This window comes from Streptomyces sp. NPDC059371 (assembly GCF_042751995.1).
In the GTDB taxonomy this organism is placed as follows: Bacteria; Actinomycetota; Actinomycetes; order Streptomycetales; family Streptomycetaceae; genus Streptomyces.
The window spans coordinates 128,551-151,132 of the sequence record NZ_JBHYXD010000007.1; the positions used below are offsets into that span (position 1 = coordinate 128,551).

At 74.0% G+C, this 22,582-nt stretch carries 1 protein-coding gene; it reads right to left on the bottom strand.

The annotated features are described in order from the left end of the window. Positions 1–85 precede the first annotated feature (85 nt). Positions 86–22,462 carry a non-ribosomal peptide synthase/polyketide synthase gene (locus tag ACFXGX_RS06805; protein WP_384785640.1) on the bottom strand — a complete coding sequence of 7,459 codons (22,377 nt, stop codon included), beginning with the start codon at positions 22,460–22,462 and terminating at the stop codon, positions 86–88. Positions 22,463–22,582 lie beyond the last annotated feature (120 nt).

Here is a 22,582-nt window from a genome sequence, read left to right on the forward strand (position 1 = left end):
TCCTCTCGGTCGGGCGGTGCGGTGGGGAGGTCGGGGTCAGGTGCGGTGGGGACGTCAGAGGTCAAGTGCGGCTGGGCGTCAGCGGTCAGGGGGTCCCGGTGCCGGTTCCGGGGCTCCGCGGGCCCGCGTCCGGGGAATCGGCCCGGACGACCAGGGCCCGCAGTGCCCGGAACCAGGTGTCCGCCAGGTCCTGGACCGATTCCTCGGGCAGCACGCCGGGGGCGAAGGTCCAGTGGGCGGACAGCTCGGGACCGGTGGGCCGGTCCTCGGTCAGGGCGTTGACGGTCAGGACGTGGCTCAGCGGCATCCCCGGGTCTCCGTCGAGGTCGGCGGCGTCGTCCTCGGGAGCGTACGACCAGTCGGTGGCCTCGGGGACCCCGAAGCGGCCCATGTAGTTGAACTCGACCTGGGGGCCGCCGAGTCGGGCGAGCAGCGGCCCGGTGACCGGATTGAGGTGGCGCAGCAGGCCGTGGTCGACGCCGGCGGCCGGGAGGGCGGCCAGGTGGTCGCGGACCCGGGTCAGCGCCGTGTCCAGCGCCGGTCCGCCCGCGAAGGCGTCGGCCAGGTCGATCGCGCCGGGGTCGAGGCGCACGGGCACGACGCTGGTGAACCAGCCGACCGTACGCGACAGATCGGCGTCGCCGGCGAGTTCCTCCTCGCGGCCGTGGCCCTCCAGGTCGACCAGGACCCCGCCGCCGGTCTCCGGTCCCCGGCTCCGTCGGCGGCGCCAGTCGGCGAAGGCCAGGGCCAGGGCGGTCAGGAGTACGTCGTTGACGGTCGCCCCGAGGACGCTGGGCACCCGGCCGAGCAGCGGCTCCGTGACATCGGGCGGCAGGGTGCGGGACAGACTCCGCGAAGTGGCCGTGACGTCGAGGCGGCTGTCGAGCCCGCGGAGGGTGGGGAGAGCGGGCGCGTCGGCCAGGATCCGTGTCCACAGGGGGAGTTCGTCCTCGCGTGCCGGATCGGTGGCCCGCTCGGCGAGCCGGCGCGACCAGCGGCGGAACGACAGGTCGACCGGGGCGAGGTCCGGGGTCCGTCCCGCGGAGACGTCCTGCCAGGCGGCGGCGAGGTCGGGCAGCAGGACGCGCCAGGACACACCGTCGACGACGAGGTGGTGGACGAGCAGGAGCAGGCGTCCGGGTGTCTCGCGGCCCGCGTCGAACCAGACGCACTGGACCATGCGTCCGGCGTCCGGGTCGAGGCGGTCCTGGGCCGCGCGGGCGTGCTCGCCGACGGCGGCGCGCAGGGCGGTGGTGTCCGCGCCCGTGACGTCGACGCGTCGCAGCCACGAGGCCACGTCCACGATGCCGGGCGGCGGCACCTGGAGCGCCCATCGTTCCTCGCCCGCGCCGCCGGTCCGCTCCAGGCGCGCCCTGAGCAGGTCGTGCCGGTCGATGACGGCCTGCAGCACGGCGAGCAGTGAGGCCGGATCGAGGGAGGCGGGTGTCTGGACGAGGGCCACCTGGTGGTAGCCCGCGATCGGCCCGCCCAGTTCGCGCAGAGCGTGCATGATCGGGGTCGGCGGCACGGTGCCCGAGCCGTCGTCGTGTGCCAAGTGCGGGGCATCCGGGCCGATTTCGACGGCTACGGCGGCGAGCGCGGCGACCGTGCGGTGCCGGAAGACCTGGCGCGGGGTGACCCGCAGCCCTGCGGCGCGTGCCCGGCTGACGAGCTGCATGGCGACGATGCTGTCTCCGCCGAGGGCGAAGAAGTCGTCGTCGGCGCCGATCCCGGGCAGTCCGAGCACGTCGGCGAACTGGGCGCACAGGGTGCGTTCCCGGTCGTTGGCGGGTTCCCGGCCACCCGTGGCGGGGGTGAATTCGGGGGCCGGGAGCGCCTTGCGGTCGAGCTTGCCGTTGGAGAGCAGGGGCAGTTCGTCCAGGACGGTCACGGCGGCCGGGACCATGTAGTCCGGCAGGACGGCGGCCACATGGGCGCGCAGCGCCTCGGGGTCGGGGGTGCCGGCGTCCTCGGCGGGGACGACGTACGCGGCGAGTTGCCTGACCCTGGGCCGGTCCTCGCGGGCGACCACGACGACCTGGCCGACGTCCTCGTGGCGGTCCAGTACCGCCTCGATCTCGGCGAGTTCGACGCGGAAGCCGCGGATCTTGACCTGGTCGTCCGCCCGTCCGAGGTAGTCGATCCTGCCGTCCTCGGTCCAGCGGGCGAGGTCGCCGGTGCGGTACATCCGGGTGCCGGGAGCGCCGTACGGATCGGCGAGGAACCGCTCGGCGGTCAGGTCGGGCCGGCCGAGGTATCCCCGGGCCAGTCCCTCTCCGGCGAGGTACAACTCCCCTGTCACGCCCGGCGGTACGGGCCGCAGGGCCGCGTCGAGCACATAGGCGCGGGTGTTGCCGACCGGGCGGCCGACCAGGGGGCGCGCGCTCTCGCCGACGCGGGCGGCGAGGGCGTCGACCGTGGCCTCGGTCGGCCCGTAGAGGTTGAAGGCGGCGGTGGACTCCAGCGCCGCCAGTTCGTTCCACAGCGCGTCCGGCACGGCCTCGCCGCCCACACCGACCACGGCGAGCGGGCAGGACCCGTCGCTGATCAGGCCGCTGTCGGCCATCTGGGCGAGGAAGGAGGGGGTGACCTCGATGAAGTCGAGTCCCTCGGTCCGGATCGCCTCGGCCGTGAGCTCCGGGTCGCGGCGGGTCTCGTCGTCCAGGATGTGCAGGGCGTGCCCGTCGAGCAGCCACAGCTGGGGCTGCCAGGAGGCGTCGAAGGAGAACGACCAGGCGTGTCCGACGCGGAGGCGGTGCCGGCCGGTGGTGCGCTTGGCGAGGTCGTGGAGCATGCTCCGGTGGCTGTGGAAGAGGTTCACCACACTGCGGTGGCAGACGACGACTCCCTTGGGGCGGCCGGACGATCCGGAGGTGTGGATGACGTATGCCGGGTGGTACGGATCGGGTCCGGGTTCCGGGTTCTCGGCCGACTGGCGGGCCAGCCGTCCGGCGGTCTCCTCCGAGTCCAGGATCAGCAGCGGTACGTCGCTGTCCGGGATGCGGTCCGCCAGGGCCTCGGTGGTGAGGACGAGCCGGGGCCGGGCGTCGTCGAGAAGGGTGCGGACGCGTTCGGCGGGCAGGTCGGCGTCGATGGGGAGGTAGGCGGCGCCCGCCTTCATCACCGCGAGCACGGCGGCCATGAAGTCCGCCGTACGCGGCAGTGACAGGGCGACGATCCGCTCGGGTCCGGCGCCGTGCTCGGCCAGCAGGCCGGCCAGCCGGTTGGCGCGCCGGTTCAGTTCCGCGAACGTCCAGGTGACCGTGCCCGAGACGACGGCGATCTCGTCCGGACCGGCGGCGGTCTGCGCCTCGAAGAGCGCGGGCACGGTCTCCGGCGCGCCCGGGGCTGCGGGCAGGGCGGTGTCGTTCCAGGTCTCCAGGATGGTGTGGCGGTCCTCGGGGCCGAGGATGTCGGTCCGGGCGAGCGGCTGTCCGGCGTCGGCGGTCATCGCCTCGAAGAGGCGGACCATCGCGGCCCTGATCCGCTCGACGGCGGTCCGGTCGAACAGGTCGGTGCGGTACTCGGCGGTGAGCGTCAGCCGTTCGCCGGGCTCGACGGCCCAGGCGAACGGGTAGTGCGTCGCGTCCTGGTGGTCGCGCACGTCGGCGCGCAGCCCGTCGCCGGCTCCGAGGCCGGGCCCCCCGGCGTCCGGGTAGGACTCGAAGACGACGAGGGTGTCGAACAACTCGCCCAGACCCGCGCCGCGTTGGATGTCGGACAGTCCGATGTGCTGGTGCGCGATCAGCCGCGACTGCTCGTCCTGGAGGCGGTCGAGGAACGCGCCGAGGCTCTCCCGTTCGTCGATCCTGACGCGTACGGGCACGGTGTTGATGAACAGGCCGATCATCGATTCGACATCGGCCAGCTCCGGGGGGCGGCCCGAGACGGTGGCGCCGAAGACGACGTCGGCACGTCCGGTGAGCCGGGAGAGCAGCATGCTCCAGGCGCCCTGGACCAGCGTGTTGACGGTCAGGCCGCGCGCGCGGGCGAGGCCGGTGAGGGCGTCGGTCAGCTCCGGGGTCAGTCGTGTGGTCAGGGTCTCGGGCACGGCCGGGGCGCGGCCGGGGTCTGCGGCCACGAGGTGGGTGGGTTCCTCCAGGCCGACCAGGGCGTTCGCCCAGGCCGCGGCCGAGGCCTCGGCGTCCTGGCGGCCGAGCCAGGCGAGGTGGTCGCGGTAGGGAGCCGGGGCGGGCAGTTCCCGGCCCGCGTACAGCTCGGTCAGCTCGGCGAACAGGCGCGGGACGGACCAGCCGTCGAGGAGGAGGTGCTGGTGGGACAGGACCAGCCGGTGTGCCGTCGGCCCGACCTTGACGAGCATCAGGCGCAGCAGCGGCGGCTCGGCGGAGTCGAACCGGCGCCGCTCCTGGTCGAGGCAGTGGGTCCACCGCGCCTCTCGGGCGGTGTCGTCCAGGTCCGACAGGTCGACCTGGCGCCAGGGCAGTACGGCGGTGCGGGGGACGAGCGCGACGGGGCGGCCGGAGGACAGGTAGCGGAAGCCGGCCCGGAGGTTGCCGTGCCGGTCGAGCAGTGCCTGGCCCGCGCGGCGCAGCCGGCCGCCGTCAAGGGGTCCGTCGAGGTCGTAGGAGACCTGCACGGTGTAGACGTCGGGGCCGTCGTCGCCGGAGTCGAAGGAGGCGTGGAACAGCAGCCCCGCCTGGAGGGGTGACAGTGGCAGGTTCTCGGCGGCACCGAGTTCCGAGAGTTCGGCGCGCTCGTCGTCGGTGAGCGCCGTGAACAGGTCGCCGTCGGGCACGGGGCCGGCGATGTCCGCCAGGTCACCGGCGACGGCGGCCAGGGCGGCGGCCGTCTTGTGCCGGAAGACGTCGCGGGGGCTGATCGCGAGTCCGGCGGCGCGGGCCCGGGCCACGAGTTGCATCGCGACGATGCTGTCCCCGCCGAGGCTGAAGAAGTCGTCCTCGACGCCGACCCGTTCGAGGCCGAGGACGTCGGCGAAGAGGCCGCACAGTTCGGCCTCGCGCGTGGTGCGCGGCAGGGTGCCGGTGGTGGCCGCCGCGAAGTCGGGTGCGGGCAGGGCCCTCCGGTCCAGCTTGCCGTTCGGGGTGAGCGGCAGGGCGTCGAGGGTGATGACGGCGGCCGGGACCATGTGGTCGGGGAGCAGGGCGGCGAGGTGCGTGCGCAGGCCGGCGGGGTCGGGGGCGTGGCCGGGGGCGGGGACGACGTAGGCGACGAGACGCTGTTCGCGGGCCACGACGGCGGCGTGGGCCACCGTCTCGTGCCCGGTGAGGACGGTCTCGATCTCTCCGGGTTCGACGCGGAAGCCGCGGATCTTGACCTGGTCGTCGGTGCGGCCGAGGTATTCGACGACTCCGTCGCCGGTCAGGCGGGCGAGGTCGCCGGTGCGGTACATGCGGGTACCGGGCGGGCCGTACGGGTCGGCGACGAAGCGTTCGGCCGTCAGGCCGGGCCGGTCGAGATAGCCCCTGGCGAGTTGGACGCCCGCGAGGTGGAGCTCGCCCGCGACACCCGGCGGCACCGGCCGCAGCGCCTGGTCCAGGACGTACAGGCGGGTGTTCCAGACCGGCCGGCCGATCGGGACGCGGTCGGCTCCCGGCAGGATCCGTGCGGCCGTGACGTCCACGGACGCCTCGGTCGGCCCGTACAGGTTGTGCAGTTCGACCGGCAGGAGCGTGTGGAAACGTGCGGCGAGGTCGGCGGACAGCGCCTCGCCGCTGCACAGGACGCGGCGCAGTCCGGTGCAGCGCGTGGCGGTGGGTTCGTCGAGGAAGGCGCGGAGCATCGAGGGCACGAAGTGGGCCGTGGTGACGGCCTGTTCCTGGATCAGTTCGGCGAGATGGGCCGGGTCCCGGTGTCCGTCGGGGCGGGCGAGGACCAGGGCCGCTCCGGTGATCAGCGGCCAGAAGAACTCCCACACGGACACGTCGAATCCGGCGGGGGTCTTCTGCAGGACGCGGTCGCTGTCCGTCAGGCCGTACGTGTCCTGCATCCACAGCAGGCGGTTGACGATGCCCCGGTGCGGTACCTGCACCGCCTTCGGCCGGCCGGTGGAGCCGGAGGTGTAGATGACGTAGGCCGGGTTCGACGGGTCCACGGAGGCGGGCAGTTCGCCTTCGGGGCCGTCCGGCGGCGGACCGTCGAGCACGTACACCGGACGGGCATCCGCGAGCATGAACGCGCTGCGCTCCGGCGGGTGTTCGGCGTCGATCGGGAGATAGGCGGCTCCGGTGCGCTGCACCGCGAGCAGGGCGACGACGAGATCCGCCGAGCGGGGCAGCGCGACCGCGACCGTGCGCTCGGGTCCCGCGCCGAGTCCGGCCAAGACCCGTGCGGTCCGCTCGACCTTGGACTCCAACTCGCCGTAGGTGAGCCGCTGTTCACCCGCGATCAGTGCGAACGCGTCGGGCGTCCGGGAGGCCTGGGCCCGGAACAGTTCCACGAGGGTCGTGGCCGGCACCTCGTGCGCGGTGTCGTTCCACCGCTCGACCGCGTCGCGGCTCTCGTCCTCGTCGAGCACGTCGAGATCGCGTACGGGGCGGGCGGGGTCGGCGGCCACCTGCTCCAGCAGGGTGACGAGGCGGTGCGCCATCCGCTGGACGGTGCTGTCGTCGAACAGGTCGGCGCTGTACTCGATCCAGCCCTGGATGCCCGCCCCTTCGCCCTGTTCGACGAAGTCGAAGCTGAGGTCGAACTTGGCGCTCGGCGGACCGACCGGTTCACGTCGTGCCTTCAGGCCGGGCAGTTCCGGAACACCGCCGGGCTCGCCCAGGTGGACGACCATCACCTGGAACAACGGGTGCCGGGCGAGGGAGCGTTGCGGGTTGAGTGCCTCGACCAGCCGCTCGAAGGGCAGTTCCTGGTGGTCGTAGGCCGCGAGGTCGGTCTCGCGGACCCGGCGCACAAGGTCGGTGAATCCGGGGGCGCCGGACAGATCCGTGCGCAGGACCAGGGAGTTGACGAAGAACCCGACCAGGTTCTCCAGTCCTTCGTCGCCGCGTCCGGAGACCGGCGCCCCGAGGGGGATGTCGTCCCCGGCGCCGAGCCGGTGGAGCAGGGCCGCCACGGCGGCCTGCGCGACCATGAACATGCTGGCGCCCTCGGCGCGGGCCAGTTCCCGCAGCCTCCGTTCGAGGGCCGGGGAGAGGGTGAAGCCGACGGTGCCGCCCGCGTGGCCGGACTCGCGGGGGCGCGGCCGGTCGGTGGGCAGGGTCAGTTCCTCGGGCAGGCCGGCCAGCCGCTGGGTCCAGTGGGCGAGCAGTGCGTCGCCGTCGGCGGAGAGCACTTCCTCCTGCCAGAGCGTGTAGTCGGCGTACGTGGCCGGGAGCGGGGCCCAGTCGGGGGAGTGACCGGCGGCGCGGGCCGCGTAGGCGGTGCCGAGATCGGCGAGCAGCGGCCGGTCCGACCACTCGTCCGTGGCGATGTGGTGGAGCAGCAGAAGCAGGATGTGCTCGTCCGGACCGGTCTCGCACAGGGTGACGCGCAGCGGGGGTTCGGTGGACAGGTCGAAGGGGTGCGCGGCGGCCTCGGCGAGCCGGTCCGCGGGTTCCGTGCGGAGGGTGATCCGTGCCTGTTCCGGTTCCAGGACGTGCTGGTGGGGCAGGCCGTCGGGGCCGGTCGGGAAGACCGTGCGCAGGGTGGCGTGCCGGGCGACGAGGTCGCCGAGCGCGGCTTCCAGGGCGGCGCGGTCCAGGGTGCCGGTGAGCCGCCAGGCGGCGGGGATGTTGTAGGCGGGGGTGGGGCCGTCGACCTGGTGGAGCAGCCACAGGCGGCGCTGGGCGGAGGAGAGGGGCAGCCGTTCGGGGCGGGCCCGGCCGGCGGTGAGGGCCGGGCGGGCGGCGAGGCGGGCCGCGTCCAGGTGGGCGGCGAGGCGGGCCACGGTGGGCGCGTCGAAGACCGTACGCAGGGACAGTTCGGCGTCCAGCGCGGCGCGTACCCGGCTGACCAGGCGCATGGCGAGCAGGGAGTGGCCGCCGAGCGCGAAGAAGTCGTCGTCGATGCCGACGCGGTCCACGCCGAGCACCGCGGCGAACTGGTCGCACAGCAGTTCCTCACGGGCGGTGCGCGGCAGCCTTCCTCCGGGGGCCGCCGTCGTGTCGGGTGCGGGAAGGGCCGCGCGGTCCAGCTTGCCGCTGACCGTGCGGGGCAGAGTGGCGAGCGGGACGAAGACGGCGGGGACCATGTGCTCGGGCAGGACGGCCGCGAGGTGCGCGCGCAGCGTCGCCGGGTCGGTGCCGTCGGGGGTGGCGGGGACGACGTAGGCGACGAGCCGGCGGGTTCCCGGTGTGTCCTCGCGGACGACGACGGCCGCCGCGGCGACGGACGGGTGCGCGGTCGTGGCGGTCTCGATCTCGCCGGGTTCGACACGGAATCCACGCAGTTTGACCTGCTCGTCCGCGCGGCCGAGGAATTCGAGGGTGCCGTCCGTGCGGCGCCGCACGAGGTCGCCGGTGCGGTACATGCGCTCGCCGGACGGGCTGTGCGGGTCGGCGACGAAGCGTTCCGCGGTGAGGGCGGGCCGGCCCAGATAGCCGCGGGCCAGGCCCTCACCGGCGAGGTACAGCTCGCCGGGGACGCCCACGGGCGCGGTACGCAGTCGGTCGTCGAGGACGTGGGCGCGGATGTTGTCGAGCGGCGCCGCCCAGGCGGGGCGGCCGGTGCCGCCGCCGTGCCAGCCGTACGCGTCGACGGCGCACTCGGTGGGCCCGTACAGGTCGTGCGCGGCTACGCCCGGCAGGGCGTCCAGGCGCCGCCACAGCGCGGCGGGGGTGGCCTCGCCGCCGACCGCGATGACGGCCGGGGCACGGCTGCCGGGGGCGAGGAAACCGTGGTGGAGGAGTTCGCGCAGATAGGTCGGGGTGAGGTCGACGAAGTCGATGGCCCGCTCGTCCAGGGTGGCGAGCAGCGCGGCCGGGTCGAGCAGGGTGGTCTCGTCGACGACGTGCAGTTCGTGTCCGGCGAGCAGCCACAGCAGGGGTTCCCAGGACCCGTCGAAGCTGAACGAGGCCGCGTGGAGGGCCCGCAGGACGCTCCGGCCGGTGTCCTGGACCGCGGGTGCGATCAGGTCGCGCCGATGGGAGGCGAACAGGTTGGACAGTCCGCGGTGGGTGCCGGTCACACCCTTGGGGGTGCCGGTGGAACCGGACGTGTAGATCGTGTAGGCGGCGGACAGCGGGTGGTGGGTGCGCGGCGGAGCCGGGTGGGCCGCCGGGAGCGGGGTGTCCAGGAACAGCCTTGGCGGGCCAGGCCGTTCGGGCAGCCGGGCGGCCTGCTCGGTGGTGGTGAGCACGCAGACCGGGGCCGCGTCGGTGAGCATGTGCTCCAGCCGGTGGGCCGGGTACGCGGGGTCGAGGGGCAGGTAGGCGGCGCCCGCGCGGAGCACACCGAGCAGGGCGGGCACCATCGCGTCCCGGGGCAGGGCCAGGGCCACCACCGTGCCCTCACCCGCTCCGTGGCGCAGGAGCAGTCCTGCGACGGCGTCGACGCGGGCGGACAGCTCGGCGAAGGTGTAGCTGCCGGTGGCGGTGACCAGGGCGGTCCGCCCGGGGTACGCGGCCGCCGCGGCGGCCAGGATCTCCGGCACGGACCGGGTCTCCACCGGGTGGGCGGTGTCGTTCCAGGTGTCCTCGGCGGCCGTCCGCTCGGCGTCCGTGAGCAGGTCGATCGCCGCGATGGGCAGGTCCGGGGTGCCGGAGGCGCGGCGCAGCAGCAGGACGAGGCGTTCGGCGAGGAGCCCGGCGGTGGCCGGGTCGACGAGATCGGTGGCGTACTCCAGGAGCAGGGTGACGCGGCCGCCGGTGCCCTCGTCGACGAAGGTGAGGTCGAGGTCGAACTTGGCGGTGCCGGTGTCCATGTCGTACCACTCGGTGGGCAGGCCCAGCAGGTCCGGGTCGCCGTCGGGGCGGTGGTGGTAGCCGAGCATGACCTGGAACAGCGGGTTGCGGCCCGCCACGCGCGGCGGGTTGAGGGCCTCGACGACACGGTCGAAGGGGAGGTCCTGGTGCTCGAAGGCGGCGAGGTCCGACTCCTTCACCCTGGACAGCAGTTGACGGAACGACAGGTCGGGGCCGGACAGGTCCGTGCGCAGCACCAGGGTGTTGACGAAGAAGCCGACCAGGTCGTCGAGCGCGCTGTCCGTGCGTCCGGCGATGGGTGCTCCGAGCGGGATGTCGTCACCCGCGCCCAGGCGGTGCAGCAGGGCGGCCGTGGCGGCCTGGAACAGCATGAACATGCTGGTGCCGGTCGTGGCCGACAGCTCGCGCAGCGCCTCACCCAGCTCGCGGGGCAGTTCGCGGCGCAGGGTGGCGCCGCGTCCGCTCGGCTCGGCCGGGCGCGGCCGGTCCAGGGGGAGCGTCAGTTCCTCGGGCAGGGCGCGCAAGGTCTCGGTCCAGTAAGCGAGTTGGTGCTCGCCCACCTGAGCCAGGAGCTCCGTCTGCCAGAGCGTGTAGTCGGCGTACTGCACCGCCAGGGGCGCGAGGGCCGGCGCGGTGCCGGAGATCCGTGCCCGGTAGGCGGTGTCCAGGTCGGCCAGGAACGGCCGGTCGGACCACTCGTCGGTGACGATGTGGTGCAGCACGATCGCGACGACGCAGCCTTCGTTCCCGCCGCCCGGCACGGGGCGGAACACCGTGGCCCGCAGGGGCGGTTCGGCGGCGAGGTCGAAGGGCCGGCGCTGTTCCGCCTCGATCAGCGCGGGCAGTTCGGCCTCGGCGCGGTCGGTCACGGTGAACGGGACGGTGGCCTCGCGCGCGTCGAGGACACACTGGTACGGCTCGCCGTCGTGCTCCCCGACGAGCGTGCGCAGCGATTCGTGCCGCGCCACCACGTCGTGCAGGGCCTCGCGCAGGGCGTCCGGATCGAGTTCGCCGCGCAGCCGGAAGACCAGCGGGAAGTTGTAGGCGGCGCCGCCACCGGTGATCCGCTCGACCAGCCAGAGCCGGCGCTGGGCCGCGGAGAGCGGGACGCGTTCGGGGCGCCCGGCCACGGCGGTGACGGTGGGACGGGCGGGCCGTCCGCCGTCGGCGCGGGCGGCGAGCAGTTCCGGTGTGGGTGCCTCGAACAGGTCGCGGATCGCCAGTTCGGCGCCCAGCTCGGTACGGGCGCGGCTGATCAGCCGGGTGGCGAGCAGGGAGTGGCCGCCCAGGTCGAAGAACCCGTCCTCGGCGCCCACCTCCGGCAGTCCGAGCACCTCGGCGAAGAGGCGGCAGAGGACTTCTTCGCGGGGGGTGCGCGGGCCGCGGCCGGTGCCGGGCGCGGCGGCGGGTTCGGCCTCGGGCAGCGCGCGGACGTCGAGCTTGCCGTTGTCGTTCATGGGCAGCCGGTCGAGGACGACGAAGGCGGCGGGCACCATGTAGTCGGGCAGCCGTGTCTTCAGGTCCTCGCGCACCCGCCGGATCAGGGCGTCCCTGTCACGGGCGGCCGTCGGCGCGTTGGCGTACGGGGGTTCGCCGCCGCCGGGCCGGTACAGCCCCGTGACGGGCCGGGGGGCCGGGCGGGTGGCCGCGGCTCCTCGGTCCGGGCCCTTTCCGTCCGCCGGCTCCTCGTCGTCCGCCCGCACGAACACGGCTTCGTAGCAGCCGGGTTCGGCCGACCAGGTGGTGAGCACCCGGTAGCCGAGGGCGGCGCCGAGCGCGTGCAGGTCCTCCGGGTCCACTCCCCCGCCGACGGCGTCGGGCGCGACGACGCGGCCGTCCTCCAGGGCGCGCAGTGCCGCGCGTTCCCCCGCGGTGCGCGCGTCGGGCACCTCGGTGACGCGCAGCCGTCCGGGCCGCTGTTCGCCGAGCCTTGTCACGAGGTCGGCGGACCACGGGACGGCGGGTACTCGGGACAGGTCGAGCGGGTCGGCGCCCTCGCGGTACAGGACGGCGTCGTAGCGGTGCCGGGAGAGTTCGTTGTGGTGATGGCCGCGCTTGGTGCGCAGGTCGACGTCGTGTCCGAGGGTGGTGAACCAGTCGGGGTCGACGAGGAGTTCCTTCTCCAGGCGCAGTCCGCGCCCGGCGGCCCTGCGGACGTCCTCGGGGTCCGCGTCGGTGGCCGCCCGGGTGAGCTGGACGGCGGTGTGGAAGACGGGGGCGAGGCGGGGGTTGCGCACGTCACCGACGAACAGCGCCCCACCCGGCCGCAGCAGCCGCATGGCTCCTTCGACGACCTCGGTGAGGTAGTCGACGCCGGGGAAGTACTGGACGACGGAATTGATGACGACGGTGTCGAACCAGCCCTCTGGCAGGCCCGTCAGATCGTGGGCGGGCCGGCAGCGCAGTTCGACCTTGGCGGCGAGCGCGGGGTCGCGCCCCAGTTCCTCGCCGAGCTTGCGGATCACGGGGGCGGCGAAGTCCGTCGCCCAGTAGGCCTCGGTGTCGGGAGCCAGCCGTGACAGCAGCAGACCGGAGCCGACGCCGATCTCCAGCACGCGGCGCGGGTTCAGTTCCCGGACGCGCTCGACGGTCCGCTCGCGCCACTCGCTCATCTCGGCGAAGGGGATCGGCCGGCCGTCGTAACTGCTGTCCCAGCCCGCGTAGTCCTCGGTGAACAGGGCGGTGCTGATCCGCTCGTACTCGTCGGAGTAGACGTCCTGCCACTCACCGACGTGTTCGCGCGCCACCCCGTCCCGTTCCTCGCCACTGCGTTCGGCGGGAACCACATAGCCGATCAGGCGCTGCGTGCCGGGGGCGGTCGCGTCGTCGCGGGCGATGACGGCGGCCTGGGCGACGGTGGGGTGCTGGGCGAGCGCGGTCTCGATCTCGCCCGGTTCCACGCGGTAGCCACGGATCTTGACCTGGTCGTCGGTGCGGCCGAGGAAGTCCAGGTTGCCGTCGGGGTTGCGGCGGACGAGGTCGCCGGTGCGGTACATGCGTTCGCCGGGTTCGCCGAACGGGTCGGCGACGAAGCGCTCCGCGGTCAGGCCCGGCCGGTCGAGATAGCCGCGGGCCAGGCCGATCCCGGCGATGTACAGCTCACCGGGCACGCCCTCGGGCAGAGGCCGCAGCCAGGCGTCCAGGATGTGCGCACGGGTGCCGCGGATGGGGCGGCCCACGGTCGGAGTGGCGCTGTCGAGGGTGCCGCCACCGAGCGTGTTGATCGTGTACTCGGTGGGTCCGTAGAGGTTGTAGCCGTACGTGCCCTCGGTGTCCCTGAGCCGGTTCCACACCGTCTCCGAGACGGCTTCGCCGCCGAGCAGGACGAGCGGGGGGCGATGCCCCTCCAACAGGCCCTGCTCCATCAGGAGATGGGCGTAGGTGGGGGTCACGTTCACGACGTCGACGCGGTGCGTCTCGCAGTACGCGACCAGCGCCTCGGCGTCGCGCCGCAGCTCCTCGTCGCAGATGTGCACCTCGTGGCCCTCGACGAGCCAGAGCAGCTCCTCCCACGACATGTCGAAGGCGAACGAGACGGTGTGCGCGATCCGCAGCCGCCGTCCGCCGGCCGAGGCGATGGCCGGGGTGAAGATCTCCCTCTGGTGGTTGAGCTGCATGTTCGTCAGACCGCGGTACGGGGTGACGACGCCCTTGGGCCGTCCCGTGGAGCCGGAGGTGTAGATGACGTACGCGGGGTGCTCCAGGCTGAACCGTCGCCTGGTGAAGTCGGCGGGGAGAGCGGCCAGTTCGGCCTCGACGGCCGGATCGTCGAGCAGGACGCGGGGTGTTCCGGCGGCCGCGCCAGGGAATCGAGCGGCGACCGGGGCCGTGGACAGGATCAGGGCGGGGCGGGCGTCGTCGAGCATGGCCGCCAACCGGTCGTCCGGGTGGTCCAGTTCGAGCGGCAGATAGGCGGCGCCCGTCCGCAGGACGGCGAACAGGGCGACGACCATGTCGGGCGAGCGCGGCAGGCCGAGTGCCACGACCCGCTCGGGCCCGGCACCCCGGGCCAGCAGGAGCCCGGCCGTCCGGTTGATGCGGGTGTCCAGTTCGGCGTACGTGAGGGTGCTGTCGCCGAAGACGAGGGCCACGGCGTCGGGGGTCGCGGCGGCCTGTACGGCGAGCAGGTCGGCGATGGTGTCCTCGGGGGCCGGAACACGGCTCGTGGCGTGTTCGGCGGCCAGCGCGGCCTGCTCGTCCGGCAGCAGCGGGTCGAGGCGGCCCACGGGAGCGTCCGGATCGGCGGCCAGGCGTTCCAGCAGCAGGGTGAAGCGGTCCAGGAGTGCCTGGGCCCTCGGGCGCGGCACGACGTCGGGGCGGTGGGTGAGCATGACCTGGATGCACCGGCCGGGGGTGACGACCAGGTTCACCGGGTAGTGGGTGGCGTCGACGTTGGCGACGGCGGTGGCCCCGTGCCGCTCCGCCAGCTCCGCGAGCCGCTCCTCGGTGTCGCTGTTGCGCAGCACGAAGAGGGTGTCGAAGAGCCTGCGGTGACCGGTCTCGGCCTGGAGGACGCCCAGGCCCAGGTACTCGTACGGCATCACGGCCAGCCGCTCGTCCTGCACCCGGCGCAGCAGTTCGAGGACGGACTCGGCCGGGTCGTACGCGATGCGCGCGGGAACGGTGTTGAGGAACATGCCGATGACGTGCTCGATGTCCGGCACCTCGCTGGGCCGGCCGGCGACGGTGGTGCCGAAGACGACGTCGGTGCGGCCGGTCGCGGCGGCCAGGGTCAGGCCCCAGGCGGCGGTGAGCACCGAGTTGAGGGTCAGGCCGTGACGGCGCGCCTGCCCGCGCAGCCGTTCGCCGAGTTCCGCCGTGAGGACCGCGTCGAGGCGGTCCGGGATGCCCGGTTCGAGGCCCTGGTCGGCGGCGGCGAGCAGGGTGGGTTCGTCGAGGCCGGCGAGCGCGGTCCGCCAGGCGCCGGTCGCGACGGCGTCGTCCTGCACCTCCAGCCAGGTCAGGTAGTCGCGGTACGAACCGGGCGCGGGCAGCGATCCGGGGTCGCCGCCGGACTCGTACAGGGCGAAGAGCTGGTCGAGGAAGGTCCAGGCGGACCAGCCGTCCCACAGCAGCAGATGGCGGCCGATGATCAGCCGGTCGCCGCGTCCGGCACCGAGCCGCACGAGGAGCACACGGAAGAGCAGCGGGCGGGTCAGGTCGAAGCGCCGGGCGCGTTCGGCCTCGGTCAACTCGACGAGCCTGGCGTCCTGTTGACCGGCTGTCAGGGCCGACAGGTCGACCTCTTCGAGCGGGACGGGCGGGTCCGCGACGATGAACTGCACCGGCTGGCGCAGTCCTTCGCTGGTGAATCCGGCGCGCAGGCCCGGGTTGCGCTCCAGCAGGACCGCGACGGCCCCGCGCAGCCGGTCCGCATCGAGCGGGACGGCGAGGTCGAAGGACTCGTGGACCGTGTAGACGTCCAGGGCGCCGCTGTCGTACGTCGAGTGGAAGAACAGGCCTTCCTGGAGCGGGGCGAGCGGCCAGATGTCCTCCACCGGGCCGGGGCTGAGCCGGTGGACGCGTTCGGTCTCCTCGAGGGTGAGGGCGAAGGCGGAACGCGCGGCGCGGGCGGGTCCGGCGCCGGGGACGGCGGCGGTCGCGAGGGCGGCCGGGGTGCGGTGCTCGAAGACGTCACGGGGGTTCACCTCCAGTCCGGCCCGGCGGGCGCGGCTGGAGACGCCGATCGAGGTGATGCTGTCGCCGCCGAGCATGAAGAAGTCGTCGTCGATCCCGACCTCGTCGAGCTTGAGCACCGCCGCGAAGATCTCGGTCAGGGTCCGCTCGCGGTCGCTGCGCGGGGCGCGCGGCTCGGCGCGGACCGTCGTCGGGGCGGGCAGGGCCGCCCGGTCGAGCTTGCCGCTCGGGGTCAGGGGCAGGGTGTCCAGGACCACGCAGGCGCCGGGGACCATGGGTGCGGGCAGCGACCGCGCGAGCCGGGCGAGCAGTTCGGCCGGCTCGGGGGCCGCGCCGCGGGCGGGGACGGCGTAGGCGACGAGGGTGCCGTCCGCGACGGTGACGGCGGCCTGGGCGACGGCGGGGTGCCGCGCCAACGCGGCCTCGATCTCGCCGAGTTCGATCCGGTTGCCGCGGATCTTGACCTGGCGGTCGGTGCGCCCGAAGTACTCGACGACGCCGTCGGCGCGGCGGCGCACCAGGTCGCCGGTCCGGTACATCCGTTCGCCGGGGCCGCCGTAGGGGTCGGCCACGAACCGCTCGGCGGTCAGGGAGGGCCGGGCGTGGTAGCCGCGGGCGAGCTGGACGCCGGTCAGGTAGAGCTCCCCGGGGACGCCCTCGGGGACCGGGCGCAAGCAGGCGTCGAGGACGTGCAGGCCGGTGTTCCAGACCGGGCGGCCGATGGGCACGGTCGTGCCGGGGGTGCCGTCGTAGGGGTGGTGGGTGACGTCGACGGCGGCCTCGGTGGGGCCGTAGAGGTTGTGCAGGGGCACGCCGGTGAGCTCGTGCCATTCGGCCGCTGCCGAGCCGGGCAGGGCCTCGCCGCTGCTGAAGGCGCGGCGCAGGGAGCGCGACCAGGTGGGGTCGGCGGTGATCTCCTCGGACCGGAGGAAGGCCTCCAGCATGGAGGGCACGAAGTGCAGGGTGGTGACGCGTTGTTCGCGGACGAGCCCGGCGAGGTAGGCGGGGTCCCGGTGTCCGTCGGGGCGGGCGAGGACGACGCAGGCTCCCTCGCACAGCGCCCAGAAGAACTCCCAGACGCTGACGTCGAAGCTGGCGGGGGTCTTCTGGAGCACCCGGTCGTCGGCGGTCAGCCGGTACTGGTCTTGCATCCAGGCGAGCCGGTTGACGATCGCGCGATGGGTGACGACGACGCCCTTGGGGCGGCCGGTGGAGCCGGAGGTGTAGATCAGGTAGGCCGGATCGTCGGGGCCGGCCGGAGCGGGGGGCGGCGCGCTCGCGACCGAGGGCTCGGACGGGGCGTCCACCAGCAAGGGGACCAGGCCCGGCAGCGACGGCAGCCGGGGCGCGGTCCCGGTGGTCGTGACGACGGTGGCGGCACCGGAGTCGGCCAGCATGTGGGTCACCCGGTCGGCGGGGTAGTCCATGTCGACCGGGAGATAGGCGGCCCCCGCCTTGAGCACGCCGAGCAGGGCGACGAGGAGGTCCGTCGAGCGCGGCACGGCGACCGCGACGACCGTGCCGGGACCGGCGCCGCGGGCGCGCAGCCGCCGCGCCAACCGGTCGGCCCGCAGGTCGAGTTCGCGGTAGCTGAGGGTCTCGCCCTCGTCGACCGCCGCGGCGGCCTCGGAGGTACGGGCCACCTGGGCCTCGAAGGCGGCGGCGAGCGTGGTGTCCGGGACGGGGACGGACTCCCCCGCCAGGTGGGCACCGGCCTGCTCCGGCTCCGTGAGCAGGCCGATGTCGGCGGCACGCTGCCCGGGGTCGTCGGCCAGGGCCCGCAGCACCAGGGTGAGCCGGTCCGCGAGGCGCCGCGCCTCCTCGGTGCCGATCCGCCGGGTGTGGTGCTTGAGCCGCAGGTCGAGCCGGCGGCCCGGCTTCACGACGAGGGCGAGCGGATAGTGGACGGTGTCGTGGAATTCGTGTCCGGTGACGCGGACGGTGCCGGTGGGGTCGGCGAGGCCGTTCGCGGCCGGGTAGTTCTCGAAGACGACCAGGGTGTCGAAGAGTTCGCCGCCACCGGCGTGTCCGGCGACGCGCTGGATCTCGGCGAGGCCGAGGTGCTGGTGGTCGAGCAGCCGGGCCTGTTCGTCCTGGAGGCGGCCTAGCAGCCCGGCGAGGGTGTCGGCGGGCTCCCAGCGCAGCCGGGTGGGAAGGGTGTTGATGAAGAGACCGACCATCGACTCGATGCCCTCGACCTCGGCGTCCCGGCCGGAGACCGTGGTGCCGAACAGCACGTCCTGGCGGGCGGTCAGCCGGCCGACGAGCAGGCCCCAGGCGCCCTGCACGACCGTGCCGAGCGTGACGCCCAGTTCCCGGGCGCGGGCGGTGAGCCGTGCGGTGACCCGCTCGGACAGTTCGACGCGGACCTGTGCGGGCTCGATCGGGCCGCCGTCGGCGGGGGTCTCGACCAGCCGGGTCGCGTCCTCGGTCCCGGCGAGGGCCGCACGCCAGGCCGTACGGGCGGCGTCCCGGTCGGCGCCGGCCAGACTTCGCAGGTAAGAGCCGTACGGGGTGACCTCGGGCAGCGGGGCGGGGGCGTCCCCGTAGCCCGCCATCAGCTCACGGTGCAGCACGGGCAGCGACCAGCCGTCAGCGACGATGTGATGAAAGGTGAGCAGCAGGCGGCAGCTCTCCCCCGCCATGCGGACGAGGGTGCAGCGCATCAGGGGCGGGTGGGCCAGGTCGAAGCGGCGGCTCCGCTCGTCGGCGGCCACGGCGTCGGCGAGCGAGGCCGCGATCGCGCCGTCCTGGAAGGAGAGGTCCACCTCGCGCCACGGCAGTTCCACGCCGGCGGCCACGATCTGCACGGGCCGGCCGTCGGGGAGCGTGCGGAAGCACGAGCGCAGCGGGGCGTGCCGGTCCAGGACCCGCTGGGCGGACCGGCGCAGCGCCTCGGCGTCGACCGGCCCGGCCAGTTCGAGGGCCTGCTGCACCACGTAGGCGTCGCGGGCCTCCCCGTCCACGACGGAGTGGAAGTAGAAGCCCTCCTGGAGCGGGCTCAGCGGCAGCAGGGCTTCGACGGGGAGGGGGTGTTCGCCCTGGAGTGCCGCGCGCTCGGCCTCGTTCAGGTCGAGCAGGGAGGCCTCGCACGGGCCGTCGGTGCGGTCGGTGCGGTCGACGGCCACCTCGGCGAGCGCGGCCACGGTGCGGTGCCGGAACACGTCGCGGGAGCTGAGCCGCAGGCCTGCTCCGCGGGCGCGTACGAGGAGCTGGATGGCGGTGATGCTGTCGCCGCCGAGCGCGAAGAAGTCGTCGTCGACGGTGACGGAGTCCAGACCGAGCACCTCGGCGTAGGCCGCGCAGAGCAGTTCCTCGCGCGCGTCCCGGGGGCGGCGCCCGGAGCTGAGGGCGGCGTAGTCGGGAGCCGGGAGCGCGGTCGCGTCGAGTTTGCCGCTCGGGGTGACCGGCAGGCGGTCCAGGGGGACGAGGGCGGCGGGGACCATGTACTCCGGGAGCTGTCCGGTCACGTACGAACGCAGCGCCCTCATGAGGGAGTTCACGTCCCGGAAGGGTGCCGGGCGGTTGGCGCGGGATACGGCGCCGTTCACCTCGTACGGTCCGGGGAGCGGTGTCCCGGAGGGGGCGAGGAGCACGTCGAGGCCGCCGTCGTCGGAGCCGCCGTTCCAGGTGACGGCCACGCGGAGACCGTGCCGGGCGCCGAGGGCGTGGAAGGCCTCGGGGTCGGGGGCGTCGGCCGGTGCCGGGGTGCGGCTGCTGTCGCCGAGGGTCGCCAGCGCGGCCAGGTCGCGGGCGAGACGGGCGTTGGGCACGCCCGTGATCCGCAGCGGGGCGCGGCCGTCGGCGAGCAGCGCGTCGACGGCGTCGAGTCCGTTCAGCCCGGACCACGCCGTGGTGTGCGGGGCGGCGGGGGCGGCTGTCGTGGCGGGGGCGTCGGACCGCTTGCGCAGGACGACGTCGTACCGGTACCGGGTCAGTTCGTTGTGGTGGCTGCCCCGCTTGACGCGGATGTCGGCGTCGAAGCCGTCCAGGGTGGCGAAGAAGTCGGGGTCGAGGAGCAGTTCGCCCTCCCAGGCGACCGATCGCTCGACGGCGGCGCGCAGGGCCTGCTTGTCCTCGGGGTCGGCGGCGCGCCGGGTCTCCACCGCGGCGCGCAGGCACCGGAGCAGGCGGGCGTTGCGGACGTCGCCCACAAACAGGGTGCCGCCCGGCGCCAGCAGGTCTCCGGCGGCCCGCAGCACGTCGGCGAGATAGCCGGCGCCGGGGAAGTACTGGGCGACGGAGTTGAGGACGACGGTGTCGAAGTGGCCGCGTGGCAGACCGGTGGTGTCGTGCGCGGGGCGGGCGTCGAGCCGGACGTGTCCGGCGAGTCCGTCGGCGGACTCGACCTGGGCACGCAGGACGCGCACGGCTTCCTCGGAGAGGTCGGTGCCCCAGTACTCCTCGCAGGCGGGCGCCAGGCGCGAGAGGAGGAGGCCGCTGCCGACGCCGATCTCCAGGATCCGGCGCGGCCGGAGTTCGCGGACGCGGGCGACGGTCGCGTCGCGCCACTCCCGCAGTTCCCGGACCGGGATGGGCAGGCCGTCGTACATGCTGTTCCAGCCCGCGAAGTTCTCGCGCAGTCCCCCGGCGCCCTGGTCGTGGGTCGTGGTGTCCTCGCGCCGCCCCTCGGCTCCCGCGGCGGAGTACAGCAGTTCGTGGAGGTCCTTCCACTCCCGGACCCGTTCGTCGGCACCGGCGTCCGCTCCCGAATCGAGGGAGGGGACGACATAGGCGGCGAGCCTGCGGTCGCCGGGCCTGTCCTCGCGGATGACGACCGCGGCCTGGTCGACGGCGGGATGGGCGCGCAGGACCGACTCGATCTCGCCCGGTTCGATGCGGAAGCCGCGGATCTTCACCTGGTCGTCCGCGCGCCCCAGGAACTCCAGACGTCCGTCGGCCTTCCAGCGTACGAGGTCGCCGGTGCGGTACAGCCGCTCCCCGGGCTCGCCAAAGGGGTCGGCGACGAAGCGTTCGGCGGTCAGGCCGGGCCGTCCCAGATAGCCGCGGGCCAGTCCTTCGCCACCGAGGTAGAGCTCGCCCGTGACACCGGCGGGGACGGGCCGCAGCCGCGCGTCGAGGACGTAGGCGCGGGTGCCCGGGTCGGGGACGCCGATGGGCACGACGGTGCCGGCGGGGGTGTCGGGGTCGCACAGGCCGAGCGTGGAGTTGGTGGTGGTCTCGGTGGGGCCGTAGGCGTTGAACATCATCCGGCCGCGGGCGTAGCGGCCGACGAGCTCGGGCGAGACCCGCTCGGTGCCGGCGAGCAGGGTGGCCGGCGGCAGTTCGACGTCCTCGGGCAGGGCGGCGAGGAGGGCCGGCGGGAGGATCATGAAGGTGATCTCGTGGGCGTGGGCGTAGTCGGCGAGCGGAGCGCCCGGGACGCGCAGTTCGGTGGGCACGACGACGAGGCGGCCACCGGAGAGCAGGCCGAGGCACAGGTCCCAGAAGGCGACGTCGAAGCTCGGTGAGGCGAACTGGAGGACGCGGCTGTGCGGTCCGATCCCGAACCGCTCGGTCTGGGTGGCGACGAGTTTGGCGACACCGGCGTGGGAGAGCACCACGCCCTTGGGGCGGCCGGTGGAACCGGAGGTGTAGATGACGTAGGCGGCACCCGCGACGGCCAGCGGACCGCGGTCGGACTCCCCCGGGTCGTGGACCGGGCTCGCCGCCAGCTCGCTCCTCGTCCCGGGCGCGTCGAGGACCAGGACGTCCGTGCCGGGGCACGGCGGGATGTCGCCGGCCACCTCCGCCGTCGTGATCAGGCAGACGGGTGAGGCGTCGGCCAGCATGTACGAGACGCGGTCGGCCGGGTAGTCGGTGTCGACGGGGAGATAGGCCGCGCCCGCCTTGAGCACCGCGACCTCGGCGACGATCAGCTCGGCGGAGCGGGGGACGGCGAGGGCCACGACCCGTTCGGGTCCGGCGCCGCGCGCGATGAGGGTGTGGGCCAGCCGGTTGGCGCGTTCGTCGAGTTCGGCGTAGGTCAGGCGGACGTCCTCGAAGACCAGCGCGACGGCGTCCGGCCGCAGCCGCACCTGTTCGGCGAACATCTCCGGCCAGGTGCGGGAGGCGACGTCGTGCCCGGTGTCGTTCCACTCCAGGAGGACACGGTCGCGCTCCTCGGCCCCGAGCAGCTCCAGTTCCCCGACGAGGGCGTCGGGGCGGGCCAGGGCGTCGGCCAGCAGGGTGGCGTAGTGGTCCGCCACCCGGTGGGCCGTGGCGTCCGTGAACAGGTCCTGGCGGTAGGTCAGCCGCAGCTCGCCGGGGCCGACTTCGAGGGCGAGGTCCAGCGGGGGGCGCGGGGCGTCCGCAGCGGCGGTCCGCACGGGATCACCGGCTCCGGCCGCAACTTCTGACGCCTCGCCGATCTCAACCGCAGCCGTCACCGGGGACCTTGACGGCTCTCCGATCCCAACGGCCGCCTTCTCCACATCCTCTGGCGCTTCGCCGATGCCAAGGGCCGCCACCACCGTGCCCTCTGATGCCTCGCCAGCCCCAAGGGTTGCCGCCGCCAAGCCCCCTGCCGCCCCGCCGGTCTCAACGGCTCGCGTCTTCGTGCCTCTTGGCGCTCCACCGGCCACGGCGCGGAACGCCGTGTTGAACAGCAGGCCTCCGCCGCGGGTCGGCTCTGGCACCAACTGTGCGATCAGCAGGTCGAGTTCGACCCGGTGGGCGCGCGCCTGCGCGCACGCCCGGGCCACCCGGTCCGTCAGGTCCGCGAACGTGGTGCCGCCGTCCACCGCGACCCTGACCGGCAGCCCCTCGACCCCGACGGTGATGTCGTGCGCGCCGCCGTAGCGGTGCAGCAGAGCCACGTACGCGGCCAGCAAGGCCGGTTCGTCGGCCGCGTGGGCGAGCGCGCGGCACAGGGTCCGCCGGTCGCCGCCGGACCGCGCCGGATACGGGAAGTCGACGGGCAGTGAGGCCTCTTGAGGGAGCGGATCCAGCCGCCGGCGCCAGTACGCCGCCACGCCGTCGTCTACATCCGACACACGATCTTCGATTGCGGACACAGGTGACCGTGCCTCCCGAATGCGCGGAACCGGCTCAGCCGGAGGACCGCGGCCATACTAAGGTAAGGATTACCTAACCAAAAGGCCATGGCCTCGGCG